General features: G+C 67.2%; 12 protein-coding genes. 4 read left to right on the plus strand and 8 right to left on the minus strand.

The features are described from left to right. Positions 1-151: 151 nt before the first annotated feature. The 8 genes from KBW98_RS09340 to KBW98_RS09375 all read right to left on the minus strand — a co-directional run bounded on the left by KBW98_RS09340 (position 152) and on the right by KBW98_RS09375 (position 12,478). Positions 152-889: a 2OG-Fe dioxygenase family protein gene (locus KBW98_RS09340; protein WP_211519848.1), complete on the minus strand. Its 738-nt coding sequence runs from the start codon at positions 887-889 to the stop codon at positions 152-154. Between the two features lie 41 nt (positions 890-930). Continuing rightward, entirely contained in the window at positions 931-2,970 is a 2,040-nt protein-coding gene (locus KBW98_RS09345; RefSeq protein WP_211519849.1) for a TonB-dependent receptor, read from the minus strand. 7 nt (positions 2,971-2,977) lie between these two features. Next, positions 2,978-3,472, minus strand: coding sequence for a DUF6702 family protein (locus KBW98_RS09350; protein WP_211519850.1), 495 nt, complete (start codon positions 3,470-3,472; stop codon positions 2,978-2,980). Further along, entirely contained in the window at positions 3,469-5,859 is a 2,391-nt protein-coding gene (locus KBW98_RS09355) for a M1 family metallopeptidase (RefSeq protein WP_211519851.1), read from the minus strand. The genes KBW98_RS09350 and KBW98_RS09355 overlap by 4 nt, the downstream gene beginning before the upstream one ends. A 107-nt stretch (positions 5,860-5,966) precedes the next feature. Further along, positions 5,967-8,342: a M1 family metallopeptidase gene (locus tag KBW98_RS09360; protein ID WP_211519852.1), complete on the minus strand. Its 2,376-nt coding sequence runs from the start codon at positions 8,340-8,342 to the stop codon at positions 5,967-5,969. A 139-nt stretch (positions 8,343-8,481) separates the two neighbouring features. Continuing rightward, entirely contained in the window at positions 8,482-9,939 is a 1,458-nt protein-coding gene (locus tag KBW98_RS09365; protein WP_211519853.1) for a serine hydrolase, read from the minus strand. A 78-nt stretch (positions 9,940-10,017) separates the two neighbouring features. Beyond that, positions 10,018-11,205: an ATP-binding protein gene (locus tag KBW98_RS09370; RefSeq protein ID WP_211519854.1), complete on the minus strand. Its 1,188-nt coding sequence runs from the start codon at positions 11,203-11,205 to the stop codon at positions 10,018-10,020. Between the two features lie 217 nt (positions 11,206-11,422). Continuing rightward, the gene (locus KBW98_RS09375; RefSeq protein ID WP_211519855.1) at positions 11,423-12,478 is read right to left on the minus strand and encodes a hypothetical protein; all 1,056 of its coding nucleotides are present in this window, start codon (positions 12,476-12,478) and stop codon (positions 11,423-11,425) included. A 215-nt stretch (positions 12,479-12,693) separates the two neighbouring features. Here KBW98_RS09375 and KBW98_RS09380 point away from each other — a divergent pair, with 215 nt between their 5' ends. The 4 genes from KBW98_RS09380 to KBW98_RS09395 are packed head-to-tail and all read left to right on the plus strand — an operon-like array spanning position 12,694 to position 19,798. After that, positions 12,694-14,181, plus strand: a complete 1,488-nt coding sequence (locus KBW98_RS09380; RefSeq protein ID WP_211519856.1) for a hypothetical protein — start codon at positions 12,694-12,696, stop codon at positions 14,179-14,181. Then, the gene (locus tag KBW98_RS09385) at positions 14,181-15,680 is read left to right on the plus strand and encodes a hypothetical protein (RefSeq protein WP_211519857.1); all 1,500 of its coding nucleotides are present in this window, start codon (positions 14,181-14,183) and stop codon (positions 15,678-15,680) included. The genes KBW98_RS09380 and KBW98_RS09385 overlap by 1 nt, the downstream gene beginning before the upstream one ends. A 12-nt stretch (positions 15,681-15,692) precedes the next feature. Next, entirely contained in the window at positions 15,693-16,151 is a 459-nt protein-coding gene (locus tag KBW98_RS09390) for a hypothetical protein (protein ID WP_229429081.1), read from the plus strand. Positions 16,152-16,168: 17 nt separating this feature from the next. Beyond that, positions 16,169-19,798 carry a tubulin-like doman-containing protein gene (locus KBW98_RS09395; RefSeq protein WP_211519858.1) on the plus strand — a complete coding sequence of 1,210 codons (3,630 nt, stop codon included), beginning with the start codon at positions 16,169-16,171 and terminating at the stop codon, positions 19,796-19,798. Positions 19,799-19,955 lie beyond the last annotated feature (157 nt).

Raw genomic sequence — 19,955 nt, forward strand, 5'->3', positions numbered from 1 at the left:
CCGCATTAGCGACAAGAACGGTCTGATTGGAAACGTTTCTCTTCACAATGGCGCACCGTAGTTCTACGGTATTGCAGTGCACAATAAATTGGATTATATTGAAACCGTCTCCTCCAGTTTTCTCCGAAAATTGGATTCCCGCCCGCCAACCCTACGCGTCCTCGCCCTGGAACGCCTTCTCGCGCCAGGTCAGCACCAGCGTATCCCGATGCCCATGCTCCCCCAGCGGCTGGATCGGCGTCGATTCATGGATCACGGCCGCGTCGTCCAGCAGCAGCAGGGTCCAGGGCTCCAGCATCGTGAAGCGCTGGCCCGCCGGCCCGTTGGCCTCGAACACCCGCGTCTCGCCGCCCTTGATGCCATGGCGCCCGATCAGGATCACGGCCACGAAGTCGACGCCGTCGCGGTGCGCGCCTTCCGGCGTCGGACGGCCGATGCCGTCGGCGGTGTCGATGCGGAACTGGTGCGCTTCCACATACCAGCGGCGCGGGCCGCGCACGCCGGAGCAGACTTCGCCCAGCGCGCGCAGCAGACGGTTCCAGGCCGGGTTGGCGATGGTGCCGGGCTCGATCGGCGCGAACAGGCGGTGCATGCCGCCGTGCAGGGCGTTGTACTCCACCGGCTGCCAGTGCGCGCGGTGCGGCGTCTGCGACAGCTGGCTGCCGTCGTCGACGAAGCAGGAATGGCGGCGGCGCCGGTAGCGGCCGCCGTCCTTCAGGTAGTTGTCGAGTTCGAGGTGTTCCCAGCTCGGCGCCAGCGTCTGGAGTTCGTCCAGGCTGCAGCCGGCCAGGCGGGCGACGTCGAGGGGACGCAGCAGGGCATAGCCGGTGCTGCGCAGGGCGTCCGTCAGCTGCGACGGCTCAAGATAAGGTGCTTGCGGTGTTGTCATGCCGGCTAGCGTAGCACTTTTCCACGCCGCCGGTCTGAGGCTTACCAATTCTTGACCAGGGTGATCCGGAAGGAGCGGGGCTCAATCGGGTGGAAGTGCACATCGTCCACCGGCGCCGCTTCGCCCTTCAGCTGCGAGGCGTAGAAATAGTCGATCGCCGAATCGCGCCGGTTGGTGAGGTTGAAGCCTTCCAGTTCCAGCTGCAGGTCCTTGGCCAGGCGGTAGCCGATGCGGCCGCCCAGCGTGACGCTGGCCTTGGAGCGTACGCTGTCGTCCTCGATCAGCGGACGCGGGCCGAACCAGCGCAGTCGCAGGGCGCTCGACCACGGGCCGCGGTCCACGGTCAGGCTGAGCTGGGCCACGCCTTCGATCGCGCCGGGAATCCGGTTGCCGGCTGGGTTGCCGCCGCGCGAACGGGCGCGCGCGTAGGCGGCGTCGAAGTCGAGCGACAGCCACTTGAGCGGACGGTAGTAGTTCGAGAATTCGATGCCGTAGCGGCGGCTGGGGTCGCCCGCCTCGGTGTTGCCGGCGTCGCCGATATAGGTCAGCTCGGAATCGAAGTCCAGGCGGTACAGCGACAGCGAGGTCTGCATCTTCGGGATGGCTTCGCTGCGGATGCCGAATTCAACACCGCGCGAGCGCACCAGGCCCGGCGTGCGCTCGATCGCGTCCATGGTCTTCGGGTCGACGCTGGCCACGGTGCCGCGCGCGTCATTGCTGTGGAAGCCATGGCCGACATTGGCATACAGTTCGGTCGAGGTCCACGGGCCATATACCAGGTTCAGCGACGGCGTGACCAGGGTGTCATGCGCGCTGCCCGTGTTCTCCGGACGGTCGCTGTCGACGCGGAAGCGGTAGCGGCTGGCGCGCACGCCGGCCACGGTGCGCAGCGCCTCGCTCCAGCGCGTGGCGCTCTCGATATAGAGGGCGCCGCTGGTCTCGACGATATGGTCTTCGCGCGTGGTCGCCAGGCGCTGGCGCGCGCGCGTGTCGTACAGGCCGTTGTGGATGTTGTCGTTCTGGAGCTGGGCGCCCACCGTCAGGTCGGACGAGAAGGCCTCGCTGCGGTGCACGTGCCAGGTGTGGCTGCCGTCCATGCCCGAGGTCACGCGGCGGTCCGGCTGGCTGAACTGGTCGCCGTCGACCGGGTCGTTGAGAAAATAGGTGAAGTTCGAATACAGGTCGAGGCGGTTGCGGATGACATAGGCGCTCACCTTCGAAGCCGAATCGGCATCGGTGCGGCGCCACACGCCGGACAGGCTGGCGCGGCGCGCCTCGCCCCCGTCCGTGCTGTCGATGTTGTCGTAGCGGCCGATGCGGCCATCCTGTACCGCCCGCAGCGGGATCTGGTCGGTCGCGTTCCAGTGTCCGCTGTAGTGCATCGCGGTCACGCTCCAGCCGTTGTTGGCGTAGCCGCGGCTGTAGCGCAGCACGGCGTTGGTCTTGCGGTAGCCGTCGTCCCGGGTCCAGGGGCCATCGTTCTTGAGGCCCTCGACCGCAACCAGCACACTGCCGCCGGCGGCGTCCACCGAGCCGGCGACGACCGTGCGCGCATAGCCGTCCTGGCCCAAGGTGGCCGTTGCCAGGTTCCTGGTGAGGCGGTTGGCGTAGGTGAGCGCGGCCACGCCGGCCGAGGAAAAGTCGCCCTCGCGCGAGGAATACGGCCCCTTGCGGTAGTCGAGGCGGCCGACCAGTTCGGGAATCAGGAAGTTCAGGTCGGTCCAGCCCTGGCCGTGCGCATGGCTGCGCTGGTTGACCGGCATGCCGTCGACCCAGGTGGCGAGATCGGTGCCGTGGTCGAGGTTGAAGCCGCGCAGGTAGAACTGGTTGGCCTTGCCTTCGCCGCTGTGCTGGCTGGCGATCAGGCCGGGCGTGACTTCGAGCAGTTCGCCCGGACGGTAGGCGATGCGGTTGGCGAGGTCTTTCGCGCCCGCGCTGCCGGCGCCGGCCGAGTCGGCGATGCCGAGCATGCTCGCGCGCGCACCTTCGACCAGCACGCGCTGGAGCACAAAGTCGTCGGCCTGGGCGGGGACGTGAATGAACAGCGCGGCCAGCGCGCAGGGGAGAATGCGTAATTTCATTGCGTGTCTAGCGGGCCGGCTGTTCGATGGCCTGGCGCATGAAGGTGAGGGAGCGGACCGTTCCCGCTTCGTTGAGGTTGACGGTGTTGACCTGGTCGGGCAGGAAGTCGATCAGGACGCCCTGGCGAATGACCGCCGCCTGCGACAGCGGGGTCTGCTCGGCTTCCTGGTAGATGACGACGCTTTGCGCGTCGATCGTCATGCCGACCCAGCGCAGCTTCAGGGGCTGCTTGTCCGGCCCCTTGATGGCGAACTGCTGCTCGATGTACTTGCGCAGCACGTCCTGGTCTTCCGGGTCGCCCAGGTCGAACTGGCGCTGGTAGAGGTTCGTCAAGAGCGCTTCGATGTCGTGCGCCATGTAGGTGTGGACGATCTCCGTGCTCCTGGTGCGCGCGTTGTACGAGATATCCGTGATGCTGGTGTGGAAGCGGTGGGCGTGCGCCGCCATGCTCGATGCGGCGAGCAGGACGGCGCACAGGACCTTGGACAGCCTGGATGTCATTGGACCGCCTTCGGAGCTTCAGCGGCCGGCTTCTTGAGCGGCGTGCGGAAGTCCTGCATCAGGTTGTTCTGGTTCTGCTGGGTCTTGAACAGCTCCAGGCGCGAAGGCTGGGCCTTGCGCGGCCAGGCGTTGTTGTCCACGTCGATGTCCGCCGTTTCCCAGTAGGGGTCCTGCACCAGGCCCACGATCGGCTCGTCGGTGATGAACAGCTTGGTGATCTTCGTGGGCGAATAGCGCCACACCTCGGCCGGGATGCGCTCGATATACTTCTTGCCGCTCTTCAGTTCGATCTCGACGATCAGCGGGGTCACCAGGCCGCCCTTGTTGGTGAAGTCGACCAGGGTCAGGCGCTTGCCGGACTTGAGCAGTTCCTTTTCCCAGTCCTCCAGTTCCGCCATGGTCTCGTTGTACGTGTTGCGGTCCTTGTTGGTCACCGTGAAGTCGTCGTGTTCGTTGTAGAAGTCCTTCAGTTCCGGGAAGCGGTCGACACGGCGCACCATGCCCTTGTTGCGCTGGTCGATGATGGACACCGGCTCGGCCTGGTGGCGGGCGCGCTGCCAGGCTTTTTCGATTTCCGGATCCTTGCTGCCGACGGTGTACTCGGTGATGCCGTCCACGCTCACGTCGACCGGGTCGGTGGTGTAGAACCAGCCGCGCCAGAACCAGTCGAGGTCCGTGCCGGAAGCATCTTCCATGGTGCGGAAGAAGTCGGCCGGGGTCGGACGCTTGAACTTCCAGCGCTCGGCGTATTCCTTGAAGGCGAAGTCGAACAGTTCGCGCCCGAGGATGGTCTCGCGCAGGATATTCAGGGCGGTGGCCGGCTTGGCGTAGGCGTTGTTGCCACGCTGGAGGGTCGATTCGGCATTGGTCATGATCGGCACCTGGTTGGTGCTGCGCATGTAGGCGACGATGTCGCGCGCCTCGCCGCGGGTATCCGGGTAGTTCTCTTCCCAGGCCTGCTGGGCCAGGAACTGCAGGAAGCTGTTCAGGCCCTCGTCCATCCAGGTCCACTGGCGCTCGTCGGAATTGACGATCATCGGGAAGTAGTTGTGGCCCACTTCATGGATGATCACGCCGATCAGGCCATACTTGGTCGCCTTCGGATAGGTCAGCTCGCCCGTCTTCTTGTCCTTGACCGGGCGGCGGCCGTTGAAGGAGATCATCGGGTATTCCATGCCGCCCACCGGGCCGTTGACCGAGATCGCGACCGGATAGGGGTAGTCGAAGGAATACTTGTTGTACTGCTCGATGGTGTGGATCACGGCCGCCGTCGAGTAGGTCCCCCACAGCGGATTGGCTTCCTTCGGGTAGTAGGACATCGCCAGCACGTCCTTGTCGCCGCTCTTGATGCCCTGGGCGTCCCAGATGAACTTGCGGCTGGTGGCGAAGGCGAAATCGCGCACGTTCTTCGCCTTGAAGCGCCAGGTCTTGCTGGCGCCCGCGCGCGCTTTTTCACGCGCCTCGGCTTCAAGCTGGGTGGCGATCAGCACCGGCTTCTTTGCGGTCCTGGCTTGCTGCAGGCGCTCGCGCTGGGCGCTGGTGAGCACTTCTCCCGGATTCTGCAGTTCGCCGGTCGAGGCCACGATGTGGTCGGCCGGGACCGTGATGTCGACTTCGTAGTCGCCGAACTCCAGGGTGAACTCGCCGTCGCCCATGTACTGCTTGTTCTGCCAGCCCTTGATGTCGTAATAGGCGGCCATGCGCGGGAAGAACTGGGCGATCTCGAACAGGTCGCTATTGTTCGCCTTGTCCTCCTGGTCGAAGCGCTCGAAGCCCATGCGGCGGCCCAGCACGTTCATTTCGGGGATGTTGAAGCTCCAGGCCACATTGAACGAGAAGCGCGAACCCGGCTTCATCGGCTGCGGCAGGTCGATCCGCATCATGGTCTTGTTGATGGTATGCGCCAGCTTGCGCCCGCCGCTATCCGTCACGCCGTGGATGGCGATGCCGCCTTCGAAAGTGCGCGAGGCCAGCTGGAAGCGCAGGGCCTCGAACTTGACCCCGTCGTTGCCGCGCGCCTGCCAGGCATCGCGCGAGGGCAAGGTGGCGATGTTGCGGTTGTCCGAATCCGGACGGAACATGTTCTGGTCCAGCTGCACCCACAGGTAGGACAGCGTGTCCGGCGAGTTGTTGTGGTAGGTGATCGTGCCGGAACCGCTGACCGCGCGCCTGGCTTCGTCGAGCGTGACCTTGATGCGGTAGTCGGCGCGCTGCTGCCAGTAGGCGTGGCCGGGCGCGCCGGAGGCGGTGCGGTACTCGTTCGGCGTGGGCAGCAGCTCGTCGAGCTGGCGGAACTTGTCCTCGATGGCCGGCGCGGCGGCGCTGGCGGCGGCGCTCAGGCCCAGGATCAGTGCGGCGACGCTCGCCTGCAGGTGCTTGATGTTCATACAAGTGTAAAGGCTGAATGAGAAACCGGCAGGACACAGAAAAGTGCCCCGCCGGTAGGGTTGGCGGCTATGCCGCCGACGCGTTCGACAATCGCTGGAACCGGCGCTTACTCCGATTTCTCTGACTTGTCCGCGTCCTTCTGCTCCGTGGTCTTGAGCTTGGTATTGTAGTCGCGCATCAGGTTGTTCTTGTCCTGCTCGGTCTTGAACAGCTCCAGGCGCGAAGGCTCCGCCTTGCGCGGCCAGGCGTTGTTGCTGACGTCGATATCGGCGGTTTCCCAGTACGGGTCCTGCACCAGGCCCACCATCGGCTCATCGGTGATGAACAGCTTGGTGATCTTGGTCGGCGAATAGCGCCATACTTCGGCCGGAATGCGCTCGATGTACTTCTTGCCGCTCTTGAGCTCGATCTCGACGACCAGCGGAGTCACCAGGCCGCCCTTGTTGCTGAAGTCCACCAGGGTCAGGTGCTTGCCCGACTTGAGCAGTTCCTTCTCCCAGTCCTCGAGACCTTCCATGGTCTCGGCGTACTTGTTGCGGTCCTTGTTGGTGACCGTGAAGTCGTCGTTCTGGTTGTAGAAGTCCTTCAGCTCAGGATACTGGTCCACGCGGCGGACCATGCCCTTGTTGCGCTGGTCGGTGATCGAGATCGGCTCCGCCTGTTTGCGCGCGCGCTGCCAGGCCTTCTCGACTTCCGGGTCCTTGCTGCTGACCGTGTACTCGGTGATGCCGTCCACGCTCACGTCCACCGCGTCGGTGGTGTAGAACCAGCCGCGCCAGAACCAGTCGAGGTCCGTGCCCGAGGCGTCTTCCATGGTGCGGAAGAAGTCGGCCGGGGTCGGGCGCTTGAATTTCCAGCGCTGGGCGTATTCCTTGAAGGCGAAGTCGAACAGCTCGCGGCCCAGCACCGATTCGCGCAGGATGTTCAGCGCGGCCGCCGGCTTGGCATAGGCGTTGTTACCAAACTGGAGCAGGGACTCCGAGTTGGTCATGATCGGCACCTGGTTACGGCTGCGCATGTAGTCGACGATCTGGCGCGGATGGCCGCGCATCTCCGACCAGTCTTCTTCCCAGGCTTCCTGGGCCAGCGACTGCACGAAGGAGTTCAGGCCCTCGTCCATCCAGGTCCACTGGCGCTCGTCCGAGTTGACGATCATCGGGAAGTAGTTGTGGCCCACCTCGTGGATGATCACGCCGATCAGGCCGTACTTGGTGCGCTTGGAATAGGTGAGTTCACCGGTCTTCTTGTCCTTGACGGGGCGCGGGCCGTTGAACGTGATCATCGGGTATTCCATGCCGCCCACCGGGCCGTTGACCGAGATCGACACCGGGTAGGGATAGTCCAGCGAATACTTGTTGTACTGCTCGATGGTATGGACGATCGCGTGGGTCGAATAGCGCTCCCACAGCGGGTTGCCTTCCTTCGGGTAGTAGGACATCGCCATCACATCGGTGTTGCCGCTCTTGATCCCCTGGGCGTCCCAGATGAACTTGCGGCTGGAGGCGAAGGCGAAGTCGCGCACGTTCTTGGCGCGGAAGTGCCAGGTCTTGGTGCCGGTCGCGCGCTGCTTCTCGCGCGCTTCGGCTTCGGCCTGGGTGGCGATGATGACCGGCTTCTTCGACGTGCGCGCCTGCTTCAGGCGCTCGCGCTGGGCGGCGGTCAGCACCTCGCCCGGGTTCAGCAGTTCGCCGGTCGAGGCCACGATGTGGTCGGCCGGGACCGTGATCTGAACGTCGTAGTCGCCGAATTCCAGGGTGAATTCGCCGGCGCCCAGGAACTGCTTGTGCTGCCAGCCATAGACGTCGTAGTAGGCCGCCATGCGCGGGAACCACTGGGCGATCTCGAACAGGTCGTTCTTGTCGTCGAACTTCTCGTAGCCCGAGCGGCCGCCGAGCACCTTCTGCTCGTTGATGTTGTAGCTCCACTCGACGCTGAAGGACACGCGCGCACCCGGCTTCAGGGCCTGCGGCAGGTCGATGCGCATCATGGTCTTGTTGATGGTGTGGGACAGGGCGCGGCCGCCGCTGTCCTTGACGCTCTTGATATTGAAACCGCCCGGGAAGTCGGCGGCGGTGAGCATCGAGCGCATGCCGTCGAACTTCAGGCCTTCCTCGGGGCTGCGCGGCTTTTCCCAGGCCTGGCGCGAGGCTACGGTGGCGCTCTGGCGCGCATCCGAATCCGGCTTGTAGATGTTCTGGTCCAGCTGCACCCAAAGGTACTTCAGGGTGTCCGGGGAATTGTTGTAATACGTGATGGTGCCCGAGCCGGTGATGGCGCGGCGGCTTTCGTCGAGGGTGGCGCGCATCGTGTAGTCGGCGCGCTGCTGCCAGTAGGCGTGGCCTGGGGCACCGGAGGCGGTGCGGATTGCGCCCGGGGTCGGGAGCAGTTCATCGAGCTGGCGGAACTTGTCGTCGAAAGGCGCAGCTGCAAAAGCCGAGGCGGTGAGGCACAAAGCCGCCAGGCTGATGGGCAGACGTATCATATTTCCCCTGGAATTTTAGTTGGTATAGGAAAAACTATTCTAGCTTTACCCAACCGGCAATTGTTCGGGGGATTTGTAAAAAAGCTGATACATAATACATATGCGGAACCCATGTATTGACGGGTTCCGCACACCGGCCTTACAGCGACACGCGCTTGTACGGCGCATTCAGGGGGCCACCCACGATCTTGCCGCCGTCAGCGTCCTCGAAGCGCAGCTCGGCGTCGCGCTCCAGCATGAACAGGACCTTGTCCGACTCGGCGTATAGCGTGTCGAAAGGACCGCCTTTCATCGACAGCCCCAGCTTGCCGTCGCGCTCGGCGATCTCGAAGCTGCCCAGCACCGGCGACTCGTAGCGGCCGACATAGGTTTTGCGGAGCTCCGGCGACAAGGCCACCGCCTCGCGCACCTTCGGCTGGCGCACCGACCAGCCGTATTCGATGGCAACGGCGCGTTCCAGGCTTGCGGCCAGCTGTCCGCCATTGTCGCCGTTGGTCATCACGATCACGCCATTGTCGCCGTCGAAGCTGGCCAGCATGGACGACCGGAATCCCTTGTTGGCGCCCGTGTGGCCGAAGGCCTGGCGTGGCGCCTGGCCCTCGATACCGAAGCCGAGTGCATAGTTGCGCTGGATCGGCGTGAGCATGGTACGCGCCAGCTCGGCCGACAGGACGCCTTTGAGGCGCCCGGCCTGGATATCCTGCACCGCCAGGGCGAAACGGGCGACGTCGCTCGGCGTGGTCCACAGGCCGGCCGCCGCCATTTCGGGATGGGTGTAGGCCCCGCCCGGATACGGCTGCCCCTTGCCGTCATGGGGCTGGGCGGCGCGCGCTTTCATGGCCGCCGGTAGCGGCTGCGCGAACGTGCTGTCGCGCATGCCGAGCGGCTTCAGGACCGACTCCGCCAGGAGGGCGTCGAAGGGCTTCCCGGCAGTATCCGCCATGGCCTGCTGGACGACCGTGTAGCCGCCGCCCGAGTAGTTCCAGGCCGCGCCGGGCGCCGCCTCGATACGCACCGGCTTGTTGTTGGCCGGCGCCTGGCCGCCCAGTATCTGCAGCACGGTCGGCAGCGGGGCATCGGCCGCGTAGCCGGGGAAGCCCGAGACCGACGTGCCGGCCGTGTGCGACAGCAGTTGGCGCAGGCTCGCCTTGGCCCCGTCAGGGCCGGCCGGCAGCTTCCAGCTCGTCAGGGAGTTGTTGATGTCGGCGTCGAGCGCCAACTTGCCGCCCTCGACCATGCGCATCGCGGCCAGGGCGGTGACAGGCTTGCTGACCGAGGCGGCCTGGAACAGCGTTTCCGGCGTGACCGCCGGTCCACCGGCATAGGCGACACCGTAAGCGCGCGCCCAGGCCAGCTTGCCGCCGCGGATCACGGCAACGCTGACGCCAGGGACATTCAGGCGCTTCATCTCATCGGCCAGGCTGGCGCCGGGTGCGCCCTTGAGCATGACGCGGCTGGCCAGGTTGCGCTCGATGCGCGTGATGGCGGCGCTGTCGTCCGCCCAGGCCGGGACGGACGGAAAGAAGCTCGCGCAAAGTGCCGCCGCCAATGCGGCGGTGCGAGGGCGGAATAAGGCAGTGAGACGTTCAAGGTGCATCCGGATCTCCATGTCGTTGACTCAAGCCCGCCGAGTATGGGGCATGCGGTCCACATGGAGCAACGTGCATACGCCAGATTACCCCGCCGGCATGCTGAAGGTGAACGAGGTCCGTCCTTCGGCCGAGGTGACGCGGATCGCCCCGCCGTGGCCGGCGGCGATCTGGTCGACGATGTACAGCCCCAGGCCCAGGCCCTCGCTGCCGGCGCGCGAGGAAGCGCGCCAGTAGGGCTTGAACAGCTGGCCGATCATGGCCGGGCTCAGGTCCGGTCCCTCGTTGGTCACGCGCAGGATGAAGCTGGGACCGTCGAGGGCGCCGGTGACCGTGATCGGCCGCTGCGGGTTGCCGTGCACCAGCGCGTTCTTGAGCAGGTTCGAGAGCAGCTGCGCCAGGCGCTGCGGGTCGCAGCGCAGCGCCAGCCGCGTATCGATGGCGGTATCGAGCTGGCGTCCGGGATAGACCCCGCGCAGCTCGTCCACCACCTGCTCCAGCACGATGCCGATGTCGTCGCGCTCGTGCAGGTCGAGCGCGATGCCCGCGCCCATGCGCCCGCGCGTGAAGTCGACCACGTCGTCGACCAGCGCCGCCATGCGCCGCGCGCTGCGGCGGATGCGCTCCACCAGCTGGCGCGCGCCGGCATCCTCGACCCTGCGTCCGAGGATCTCGCTGCCGCTCAGGATCGCGCCCAGGGGCGTGCGCAGGTCGTGCCCCAGCACGGCGATGAACTGTTCGCGCAGTTCGGCCGTTTCGCGTTCCGAGAACAGGGCGGTGCGCGCGGCGCGCAGCGAGCGTTCGGATTCGAGCTGGTTCGAGATCAGTTCCGCGAACAGGCTCAGGGCCGACACGGTGGGACCGTCGGTGAGGCGCGCCGCTTCCGGGTCGAGGCCGCACAGAGTGCCGAAATAAAAGCCGTCCGGGCGGAAGATCGGAATCGAAAAGTAGCTCTGGAAGCCGTAGATGCGCGGCGTGTAGTGCTCGCGGTAGCGTTCGCTGTGGCGGACGCTGTCGATGATCACAGGCTGGCGCGTGGCGTGGACCTCGCTGCAGATGGTGGTGTCGACGTCGAGCGTATCGCCGGGGCGCAGGCCGAAGTCGAGGCGGTCGTGCACCGCGCAGGCGGTCCAGGACACGTCGGTGACATGGGCGATGGCGACGAAGCGCAGCCCTGTCATGGCGGCGACCGTCTCGAGAATGCGTGGAACAGCGCCAATGCCCTGTATTTCGCTCACATGCGTGAGAACATCCCCAAGAACGCCGTCTCCCATGATCGCCGTCCGTTTATCGTTGTAATATTTACATCATAGCATCAGCAAGCGGGTGGAATACAAGCATTTTTTTCATGGGATTGCAGGCCGCGATCGTAGGGTGGACGGCTCGGCCGTCCACGCGGTGATCGTTGGCGGCTCCGTTCTCGCAGACGGGCCGGCGGAAGCTGGTTGAACGCGTGGACGGGGGACCCGTCCACCCTACCGTAGGCGCTGCTTAGACCAGCCAGCCCCCGTCCGCATACACCCGCTCCTCACCCAGGTACACCGCGTCGGTCACCGCGAACACGTCGATGTGGTAGCGCGCATCCTTGCGCTTGAAGCCCGGCTTCGGATAGACCCCGTGCTTGGCCCCGAGCGAGAGATGGATGCCGCACATGCGCTCGTAGGTGCCGATGTCGTCGACGCGGCGCTCGCGCGTGAAGGCGCGGTTCAGGCCGAAGCCCAGCTCGCGCACCCAGACCTCGCCCTCGTCGGCGCGGATGATGTCCAGCACCTCCTGGAAGGCCGGGGTCGCGTTCTCCGCCGCCACCACACGACCCTTGTCGATCACCAGGGTCACCGGCGTGTCGGGGTGGTTGGAGCGGTAGTTCGTATCGCCGAACACGTGCACCTGGACCCTTCCGTGCACCGCCTCCAGGTCGAGCGCCTCGGTGAACACTTCGCCGATCGGGAACTGGCCGCCCACGTTGTGCATCTCGCTGTAGTCGCCGACGTTCAGCTTGGCGGGCTCGAGGGGCGAGGCGAAGTGCAGCACCTCGCCGCCGCCCTCGACGCGGGCGCCCGGCGCGGTGTCGATGCGCGCCTTGAGCGCGCGTCCGGTGCCGCGGAAATAGGCCGGGTCATAGGCCAGAGCCTCGATGTAGTGCTCGCTTTGCGCGCCGGGCATGCGCGACAGGTGCACGTGCTCGATCACCTTCAGGCCCAGCTTGAACAGTTCGACCCGGATGCGGAAGCCGTCCAGGCGGAAATTGGTCGACTGCACCAGCACCACCAGGTCCTTCGATTGCATGGCGCGGAAGGCGGCCAGCACCTCGCCGGCGCCCACGCTGTCGAAGTCGATGAAGCGCGCGTCCGGCAGGTTGCGGCGGTAGGCCGCGAGCAGGGCGCGCGACAGCGGAGTGCGGGTGTCGTAGACCACTAGCGCGGCATGGGCCGGGCCGTGTTCGACGGCAATCGCCAGCAGGTCGGCCAGGTGGGCCGTGGCGGCCTCGACGGCATGGGCGGGCAACTCGTCCGTGGACGGGGAAGAAGAGGGAACGGCGGAATGCATGGCGGGCTTCGATGGAGGATCCAGCCCGCCATTATACGGATCCAGGCCAAAAGTTCCCTGTACGAGTCCGCTATTTGATCCCTGAAGTGTCAGCCCACGCTACCCCGTGAACAGCGCGCCGCTCGACAGGTGGCGGCGCTATGATTTGAGCAACAACAACGGCCTCGACAGGCCTTGTTTCAGCAAATCAAATGGCGAGGCGAACGGTGGAGCGGATGGCATACCGATGGGAAACGCCTGCCAGCATCTGGCAGGAGGATGGCGCGAACGGGCACTTCGCCCTGCAGTCAAGCGAGGGCTTGGGACGCATCGACTGGCAGTCCCATGCCGGCGCGCGCCTGGCCGACGTCGCTCACCTGCTCGGCGCCTCGCTGCCCACATCCTGCGCCTGTGCGCCCATCTATCCCGAAGGCTTCGTCCATTGCCCCCATTGCGGCCAGGCCTTGCAGCGCCTGAACGGCCAGCCCACGCGCCGGCCGGGCTGGTGGGGACCGGGCGCCGACGCCGCGCTGCCGCGCCATGTGCCGCACGGCTTGCCGGTGACTTCGCTGGCCCTGGGCGACAGCCTGGAAGAGCGGCCCGCCGCGCCCCACGCCGGCCGTCCCGACCGCCTCATGCCCGCGCCGCCGAACGCCTGGTGCGTGTTCGCCGCCGCCGGCTTCGGCTTTCCCGAGCAGCGCCTGCTGGCCCTGGCGCACACGCGCGGCGTGCTGCAGTACTGGGACCCGCTGGCCCAGCTGTGGCATGTGCTGACGCCCGAGGACGGCGCCGCCGGCCTGGCGTTTACGGCTTCGGCATATGCATGGCTGCCGCTCGAGGGCGGGGCGCGCGGCGAGGTGGCCCTGGCGCCGACCGCGTACGGCCTGCAGCGCCTGTGGATCAACCCGGTCAGCGAAAGCTACCGCCTGGAGCCGGTAGTCGATGCGCCGGTGCTGGCCGCTCCCGGCCTCATGCGGCGCTACCTGGCCTGCCTGGTCGGGGCCGAGGGCAATGTCCACCTGTGGAGCGCGCGCACCGATTTCAGCGAAGCGCAGCAGCTGGCCTGTCCCGACCTGCCGGCGGGCGGCTGGTCGCGCCCCTTCGGCTACGACGGCCGCCTGTTCTGGCTGCACGAGGCGGGCCAGCTCAGCTGGCGTCCCGGCGAAGCGCCGCGCTTCGCGCCCTGGCCGCCCGGGTGGCAGCCGCGCCTGGCCTTCGGCGGCCCGACCCAGAGCCGCGACGGGCGCCTGTGGCACATCGGCCATGACGGCCAGGGCTACTCCTTCCTCGAACTGGGCGCGGAGACCGGTCCTCCCGCGCAGGTGCCGATCGACGGCGCGCGCCTGGGCTTCGCCAACTTCCTGTTCCGGCGCGGCCACCCGGTGCTGGACGAACCCTGGTCGTCCGAACATGTCGAAGACCAGGCCCAGGACGATACCCTGGTGGTGCCGCTGCTGCGCAGCTTCAACAACAACCGCAGCCAGCCGAGCGGGCTGGTGCTGCGCTTGCACAAGTACACCGGGCGCGCCGAGGACGCGCTCGACGATCGCGTGATCCCGCGCGTGACGGTGGAATGGATAGGCCGGCGCAACGTGATCCTGGACGAGATCGCGCGCCTGGCGCGGCCGCTCGAGTGCGTGCCCTTGGTCTACGACGACTGCCTGTGGCTGCATCATCCCGACTGGAACCAGATGCGCGGCTGGCGCCTGGACGAGCTCGCGTGATGAAGGCGTGGTCCGGATTCCTGGTCCGCTGTCTCTCCGCCGCCGTGCTGGCCGGCGCGCCGGCCTTCGCCTGGGCCATTCCGCAGGTCTTCCTGGTGCAGAACTCGGGCTGGATGGAGCCCTTCTACAGCGATCCGCAATCTTCTTTCAAGCCGCTGGTCGGCGCGCTGGCGGGCAGCGTGGTGCAGGCGGGCGATGCGGTGGTGCTGGCCGCCTTCAACCAGTCGCTCCCTGGCGCGCCTTCCCCGCGCGCGCTGCTCTCCTTCAAGGCGGGCAAGGAGACGGTGCAGGGCAGGGTGACGCAAGCCCTGCGCGCACTGGACACGGCGCGCAAGCCCGGCAGCGCGGCGCTGGCGGACACCGACCTGGGCGAAGCGGTGCAGGCCGCCATTGGCCAGGCGCTGGGCGGCAAGCCAGGCATCGTCTGGCTGTTCACCAACAACCGCAACAGCCCCAACAACGACCAGGCCACCGCCCAGCGCAACCGCGAGTTCTACCAGCTGATCCACGGCGGCGCCGCTATTACCCGGGCGCTGGCCTTCCCCCTGCGCATGCCGGTCAAGGGCGAGCACTACAGCGCCAACGGCCTGATGGTGTATGCCTTCGCCGTCGGCAACGAGGGCAGCAGGGCCCTCGACGCGCTGCTGGCCGCCGGGCGCGTCCAGCGCGTGATCACCGAACCGCCCGCGCGCCTGAAGCCGCTCGACCGCGACACGGTGCGCCTGGCGCCGCGCAAGGTCGAGAATGCAGCGGGGGTGCGCTTCGCCACCGCGGCCAATGGCGTGCTGCGCGCCGACGTGGCGCCGGATGCGCGCCAGCCCACGGCGCGCATCGAATGGAATCTCGAGAACACGATGTACCCGTACACGATTTCCTCGGCCACCCTGAGCGCGCGTTCCGTGCTGGGCGGCGAGGACCGCCCGATCACGCTCGCCAGCAGCCGGGTGAGCGCGCTGGCCCCCGGCAAGCCGGCCCCCCTGGGCTCGACCATGACCCTGCCGGTGGCGCAACTACCCGACAAATGGTCGTGGGAGGCACTGAAGTCGGCCGGCTCGGCCTATGTGCTGCCGGGGACCATCCAGCTGCACCTGGCGAACCAGAAGCTGGAGCTGTCGCAGGCCTTCCGCCAGCGCATGGCGGCGCTGTTCCCAGGCGATCCGCTGCCGGACATCTTCATCCCGCCGGCGCGGGTGCAGGCGTCCACCGCCGTGCTGCCGGTGGAGGTGCGCGTGCACTACGGCATGGGGCCGCTGCTGGCTCTGGGCGGCGCGGCGCTGGCGCTGCTGGCGGCGGCCGGCGCGGCGGCCTATGCCTACGCCCGCCCGAAAATCGCGCATGTGACCGTGGAAGACGAGCTGCGCACCATGCGCGCGCGGCCCGGCACCACGCAACCGATCTACGACAAGGCCGGGCGGCAGGTTGCCCAGCTCAAGACCACCCTGTTCGGCCACCAGCTGCTGGACCTGCGCGAAGGCGCGCAGGTCAAGCTTGGCCGCTAAGACGAGAGGACCATGATGCAAGGAACCCAGCCACCCGCCGCGCCGTCGCCGGCCGATCCCGGCTTCAAGCTGCCCGAGGAATCGGCCTCTCCCCAGGACACCTTGCCGAAGACCGCGCCCGATACCGCGGCGCGTCCGGTGGAAGTCGTGCCTGGGACGGAGGGCATGCCGCCGGCCACCGACACCTCGACGCGCGATCTGGCGATCGGCGGCGCCGTGTTCCTGATCCTGCTGGTGGTGTACTTCTTCGTGCGCAACGCTTTCGTGCACCACCTGGTGGTGCGCCGCGTCGCCCCTTCGTCGGCGGGCACGGCGGGCTGGCTGCTGTTCATCGGACTGGGCTTCCTGTCCGCGGCAGCGGTGCTGGCGATCATCAATGCGAGCCGCTATCTGACCTTCGGCGTCACCGGTCCGCTGGTCATCGTCGGGGTGGTGGCCCTGGTCGCGGCGCTGTTCACCGGCCGCCGCTAAGCTGAAAGAGAGACGACATGGCAGAATTCCCTACCCCCGGCAGCCTGGGCGCGAAAACCGAGCTCAAGGTCGACCTGCGGCCCACCCTGTTCATCGGCGCGGGCGGCACCGGCATGGAAGTGATGATGCGCATCCGCCGCCGCATCCTGTCGGCGGTGTGGAACCGCCACCATCCGACCCGCGTGGAGTCGATCGGCGACTTCCCGGTGGCGCGCTTCCTGCACTTCGACCTCGACAGCAACGCCGTGATCGACGAAGGCAAGTCGCAGCGTACCGATCCCTGGTACGAGCTGGTGCGCCTGAGCGACGAGGAGCGCCTGGTCGAGCCGCTCGACCTGCCGCAATACCACGAGTCCGACGACAGCCTGGCGCGCTTCCCGCTGATCGAGAACTGGATGCCGCTGCGTCCCAAGAAGCTGCGCTCGCTGGGCATCGACCCGTCCAAGGGCGCGGGCCAGATCCGCGCGCTGGCCCGGCTCTACCTGTTCGACAAATACCCCAAGCTGCGCGGCCGCATCAAGGGCGCGCTCAACTTCCTGAGCAGTAACGCCGGCATCGAGCGCAAGGAGAACTACCAGCGCCTTGGCCTGCAGGTCGACACCTCGAAATTCCGCATCGTTGTCATCGCTTCCGCCGCCGGCGGCACCGGCGCCGGCAGCGCGATCGACCTGGGCTGGCTGTCGAAGGCCATCGCGCGCCAGGAGGTGTCCGACAGCCAGGTCGACCTGGTGCTGTTCATGCCCTCGGGTTTCGCCAAGGCCAACAAGGAGCGCACCGAAGCCAACGCCTACGCCACCCTGATGGAGCTGGAAACGGCGATGCGCGACATGAACGCGCGCGTGCACTGGATGGAGCCCGACAGCATCGCGGGCAGCGGCTCGCCCTTCGACGACGTGTATTTCGTCGACACCGCCAACCTGGCCAACAAGGCCACCCTGGACGTCAAGGACGTCTACCAGATGGTGGCCGACACCCTGTTCGAGGATTTCGCCTCGGCCGATTTCGCCAACCGCAAGCGCTCGGTGGCGGTCAACCAGCAGCAGCACAAGCTCGGCCCCTACAATCCCAAGGTGCCCGAGACGCGCTTCGGCGACATGCGCCTGTCGTACTCGAAGGTGTATTCGGCCTTCGGCCAGGCGGTGCTCGATACCCAGCAAAGCCTGGTCGAGGACATTCGCGCCTACGAACTGGCCGGACTGATGGTGAAGGCCTTCTTCGGGCTGGTGAGCAGTGATGGAACGGCGGCGCGCCGTGCCGGCGACCAGGAACGCGACAGCTTCATGCGCGAGCAGATGGACATGGCCGAGCGTCCCTTCGACGAGTTCCCCGACTTCCGCAAGGGTACGGTGGACGTCACCGCCTTCCCCGAATACACGCTCACGCATACCCTGCTGCTGGACCGCGACGGCCGCTCCTTGCTCGAGCGCGTGGAGAGCAAGGTGCAGCTCGAGATGGACCGCATCATGGCGTCCTACGACATCAAGCTGTGGCGCGAGAAGGTGGCCGAGCTGCTGCCCAACCTGGAACGCGACGCCATCCGCGAGGCCGGCGCCACCGCCGAGACCAGCGAGGACCGCATCAAGCGGCATACCAGCGAGCAGCTGCAGCGCCTCAAGACCCGCGTCCGCGACCGCCTGTATGCGCTGCTCGACGACCGCAAGCAGGGCGGACTGGAATTCGTGCTCTCGCTGCTGGAGCAGGTCAAGGCGCGCCTGCTGCAGCGCGACCTGGCCAACGCCGAGCGCAACGGCCGCCGCTACCGCGACGTGCGCGACGCGCTGCGCACGCGCCAGGTGGAGGAGTCGCTGAACAACCTGTCGCAGGCCTCGAGCCGCATGTTCGGCAAGGAAGCGCAGGGGCGCGAGGTGATGAACCACCTCAAGCGCGACATCGCCGACTACCTGCGCTTCCACCTGCTGGCCGTCTCCGCCGGGCAGTCGATCGAGGTCATGCGCGGCATGTCGGCCTGGCTGGGCGACCCGCAGAGCACCGACGAGCAGGGACAGGCGCAATGGAGCGGCATCGCGGGCGAATTCCAGGAAGGCCGGCGCCAGGTCCAGGCCATGCTGGCGGCAGCCGATCAGCGCATCAGCCAGCTGCGCGCCGACGCGCGCCAGGAGCACGCCACCTATATCAAGCTCGCCGCCGACACCACGCCGCCGCCCGTGCGCCTGACGGGCGACGTCAGCGCCTGGAGCGAGGAAGTGCTGCTGGAGTTCGGCGGTTCGGCGCGCTTGTTCCCGCAGCTGGGCGACGAGCGCCTGCGTTCCGAGCTGCTGCTCAAGCTGTTCCGCCGCGCCCAGCTCCAGCTCTCCAGCCAGGAGCTGGCCCAGCCGGAACCCGTCGATCCGCTGCTCGAGCGGCTGTCCAGCCTGACTCCCCAGGAACGCCAGCGCGTGTTCGGCGAGTGGATCCGCAGCGCCATGCCCTGGGTGAACGCGCGCTTCTCGGCCGAGTTCACGCCGGCCGCCGACCAGTTCAAGTGCTTCATCGGGGTGGGCGACGTGGGCGCCTGGCGCAAGATGGAGGCCGAGCTGCGCGCCGCCGTGCCGACCGGGTACTTCCATGGCGACCTGGTCTCGATCGTCAACACCGGTTTCACCGGGCGCGCAGTGTGCTACATCGAGCTCTCCGGCTATCCGATGACGGTGCTGCGCGGCCTGCCGACCTGGCGCGCCTCGTACCAGATCGAGAACCCCAAGATCCCGACCCACCTGCACTTCGACGCCACCCGCTTCCGGCATCCGATCTCGCCCTCGATGGATGAGCTCAACCGGCTGGCCGACGACTACGAATGGTTCCTCCAGGCGATCGCGCTGGGCGTGATCCGGCGTAAACCCGACCTGGGCGACCGCGAGGCCAGCTTCCAGCCGCGCGGACAATACCTGTTCGAGGTCGAACCCGGTTCCGGCGAGTGGCTCCAGATCGGCAACGAGTACGCGATCCGCTCCAACGGCCTGCCCAGCTACTACCGCGAGCAGGTGATCGCCGCCGTGCAGGCGCGCCTGGCCGCCATGGGGCCGCACCAGCTGGCGCTGCTGGCGGCCCTGATGCGCCACTATCAGCTGCGCGTCTACGAGCCGCGCCTGGAAGTCGACGAGACCGGGGCCCAGCTGCCGTCGCCCTCGCTGCCCAACATCACGGCGCGGCGGCTGTACGACCAGTGGATCCGGCGCGCCGCCGCGGCCGACCCGGGCCTGTCGCCGAGCCAGATCGAGACCGCGCTGTCCGGGATCGCCCACTGGACCGAGGCCGTGCCCGGTTCGGCGAGCGACGCCTACAGCTGGGAGGTCGAGCGCCCAGTGGACAAGCGCGTGATCCTGCCCGACTACCTGGCCAGCGAGGACAGGGCCGGCGAAGTCCTGCAGCGCAAGGCGGCGCCGACGCCGGCGGGGGCGGCCCCGGCCGCGGCGGGCGGCAAGCGCTACAAATTGTTCCTGCAGGGCGCGCAGCGCGGACCCTATACGCCGGACGAGATCGCCCAGATGGCGGCGCGCGGCGAGATCGACGCCGGAACGCGGGCCTGGGACATGCGCTGGAATCCGAAGCTGGACAAGTGGAGCACGGTCGGCGCGCTGCCGGAACTGGCCGCGCTGCTGGGTGAGGCGATCCCCGATCCGGACGACGGTGTCCCCGATCCGGAGTAAGGGACCGCATGGCTCAGAACGAAGTGATCTACCGGTGCGTCAACGCCGCCTGTGGCCGGACCTTCCCGCGCGGGGTGAATTTCTGCCCCTGGTGCGGGACGGCCCAGCGGGCGGCGGCCGTGCCCGCGTCCGCGCCGTCCCTGGTCAAGGGAGCAGG

Origin of the sequence: Massilia sp. ST3 (genome assembly GCF_018119405.1) — a bacterium.
Lineage (GTDB): Bacteria > Pseudomonadota > Gammaproteobacteria > Burkholderiales > Burkholderiaceae_D > Telluria.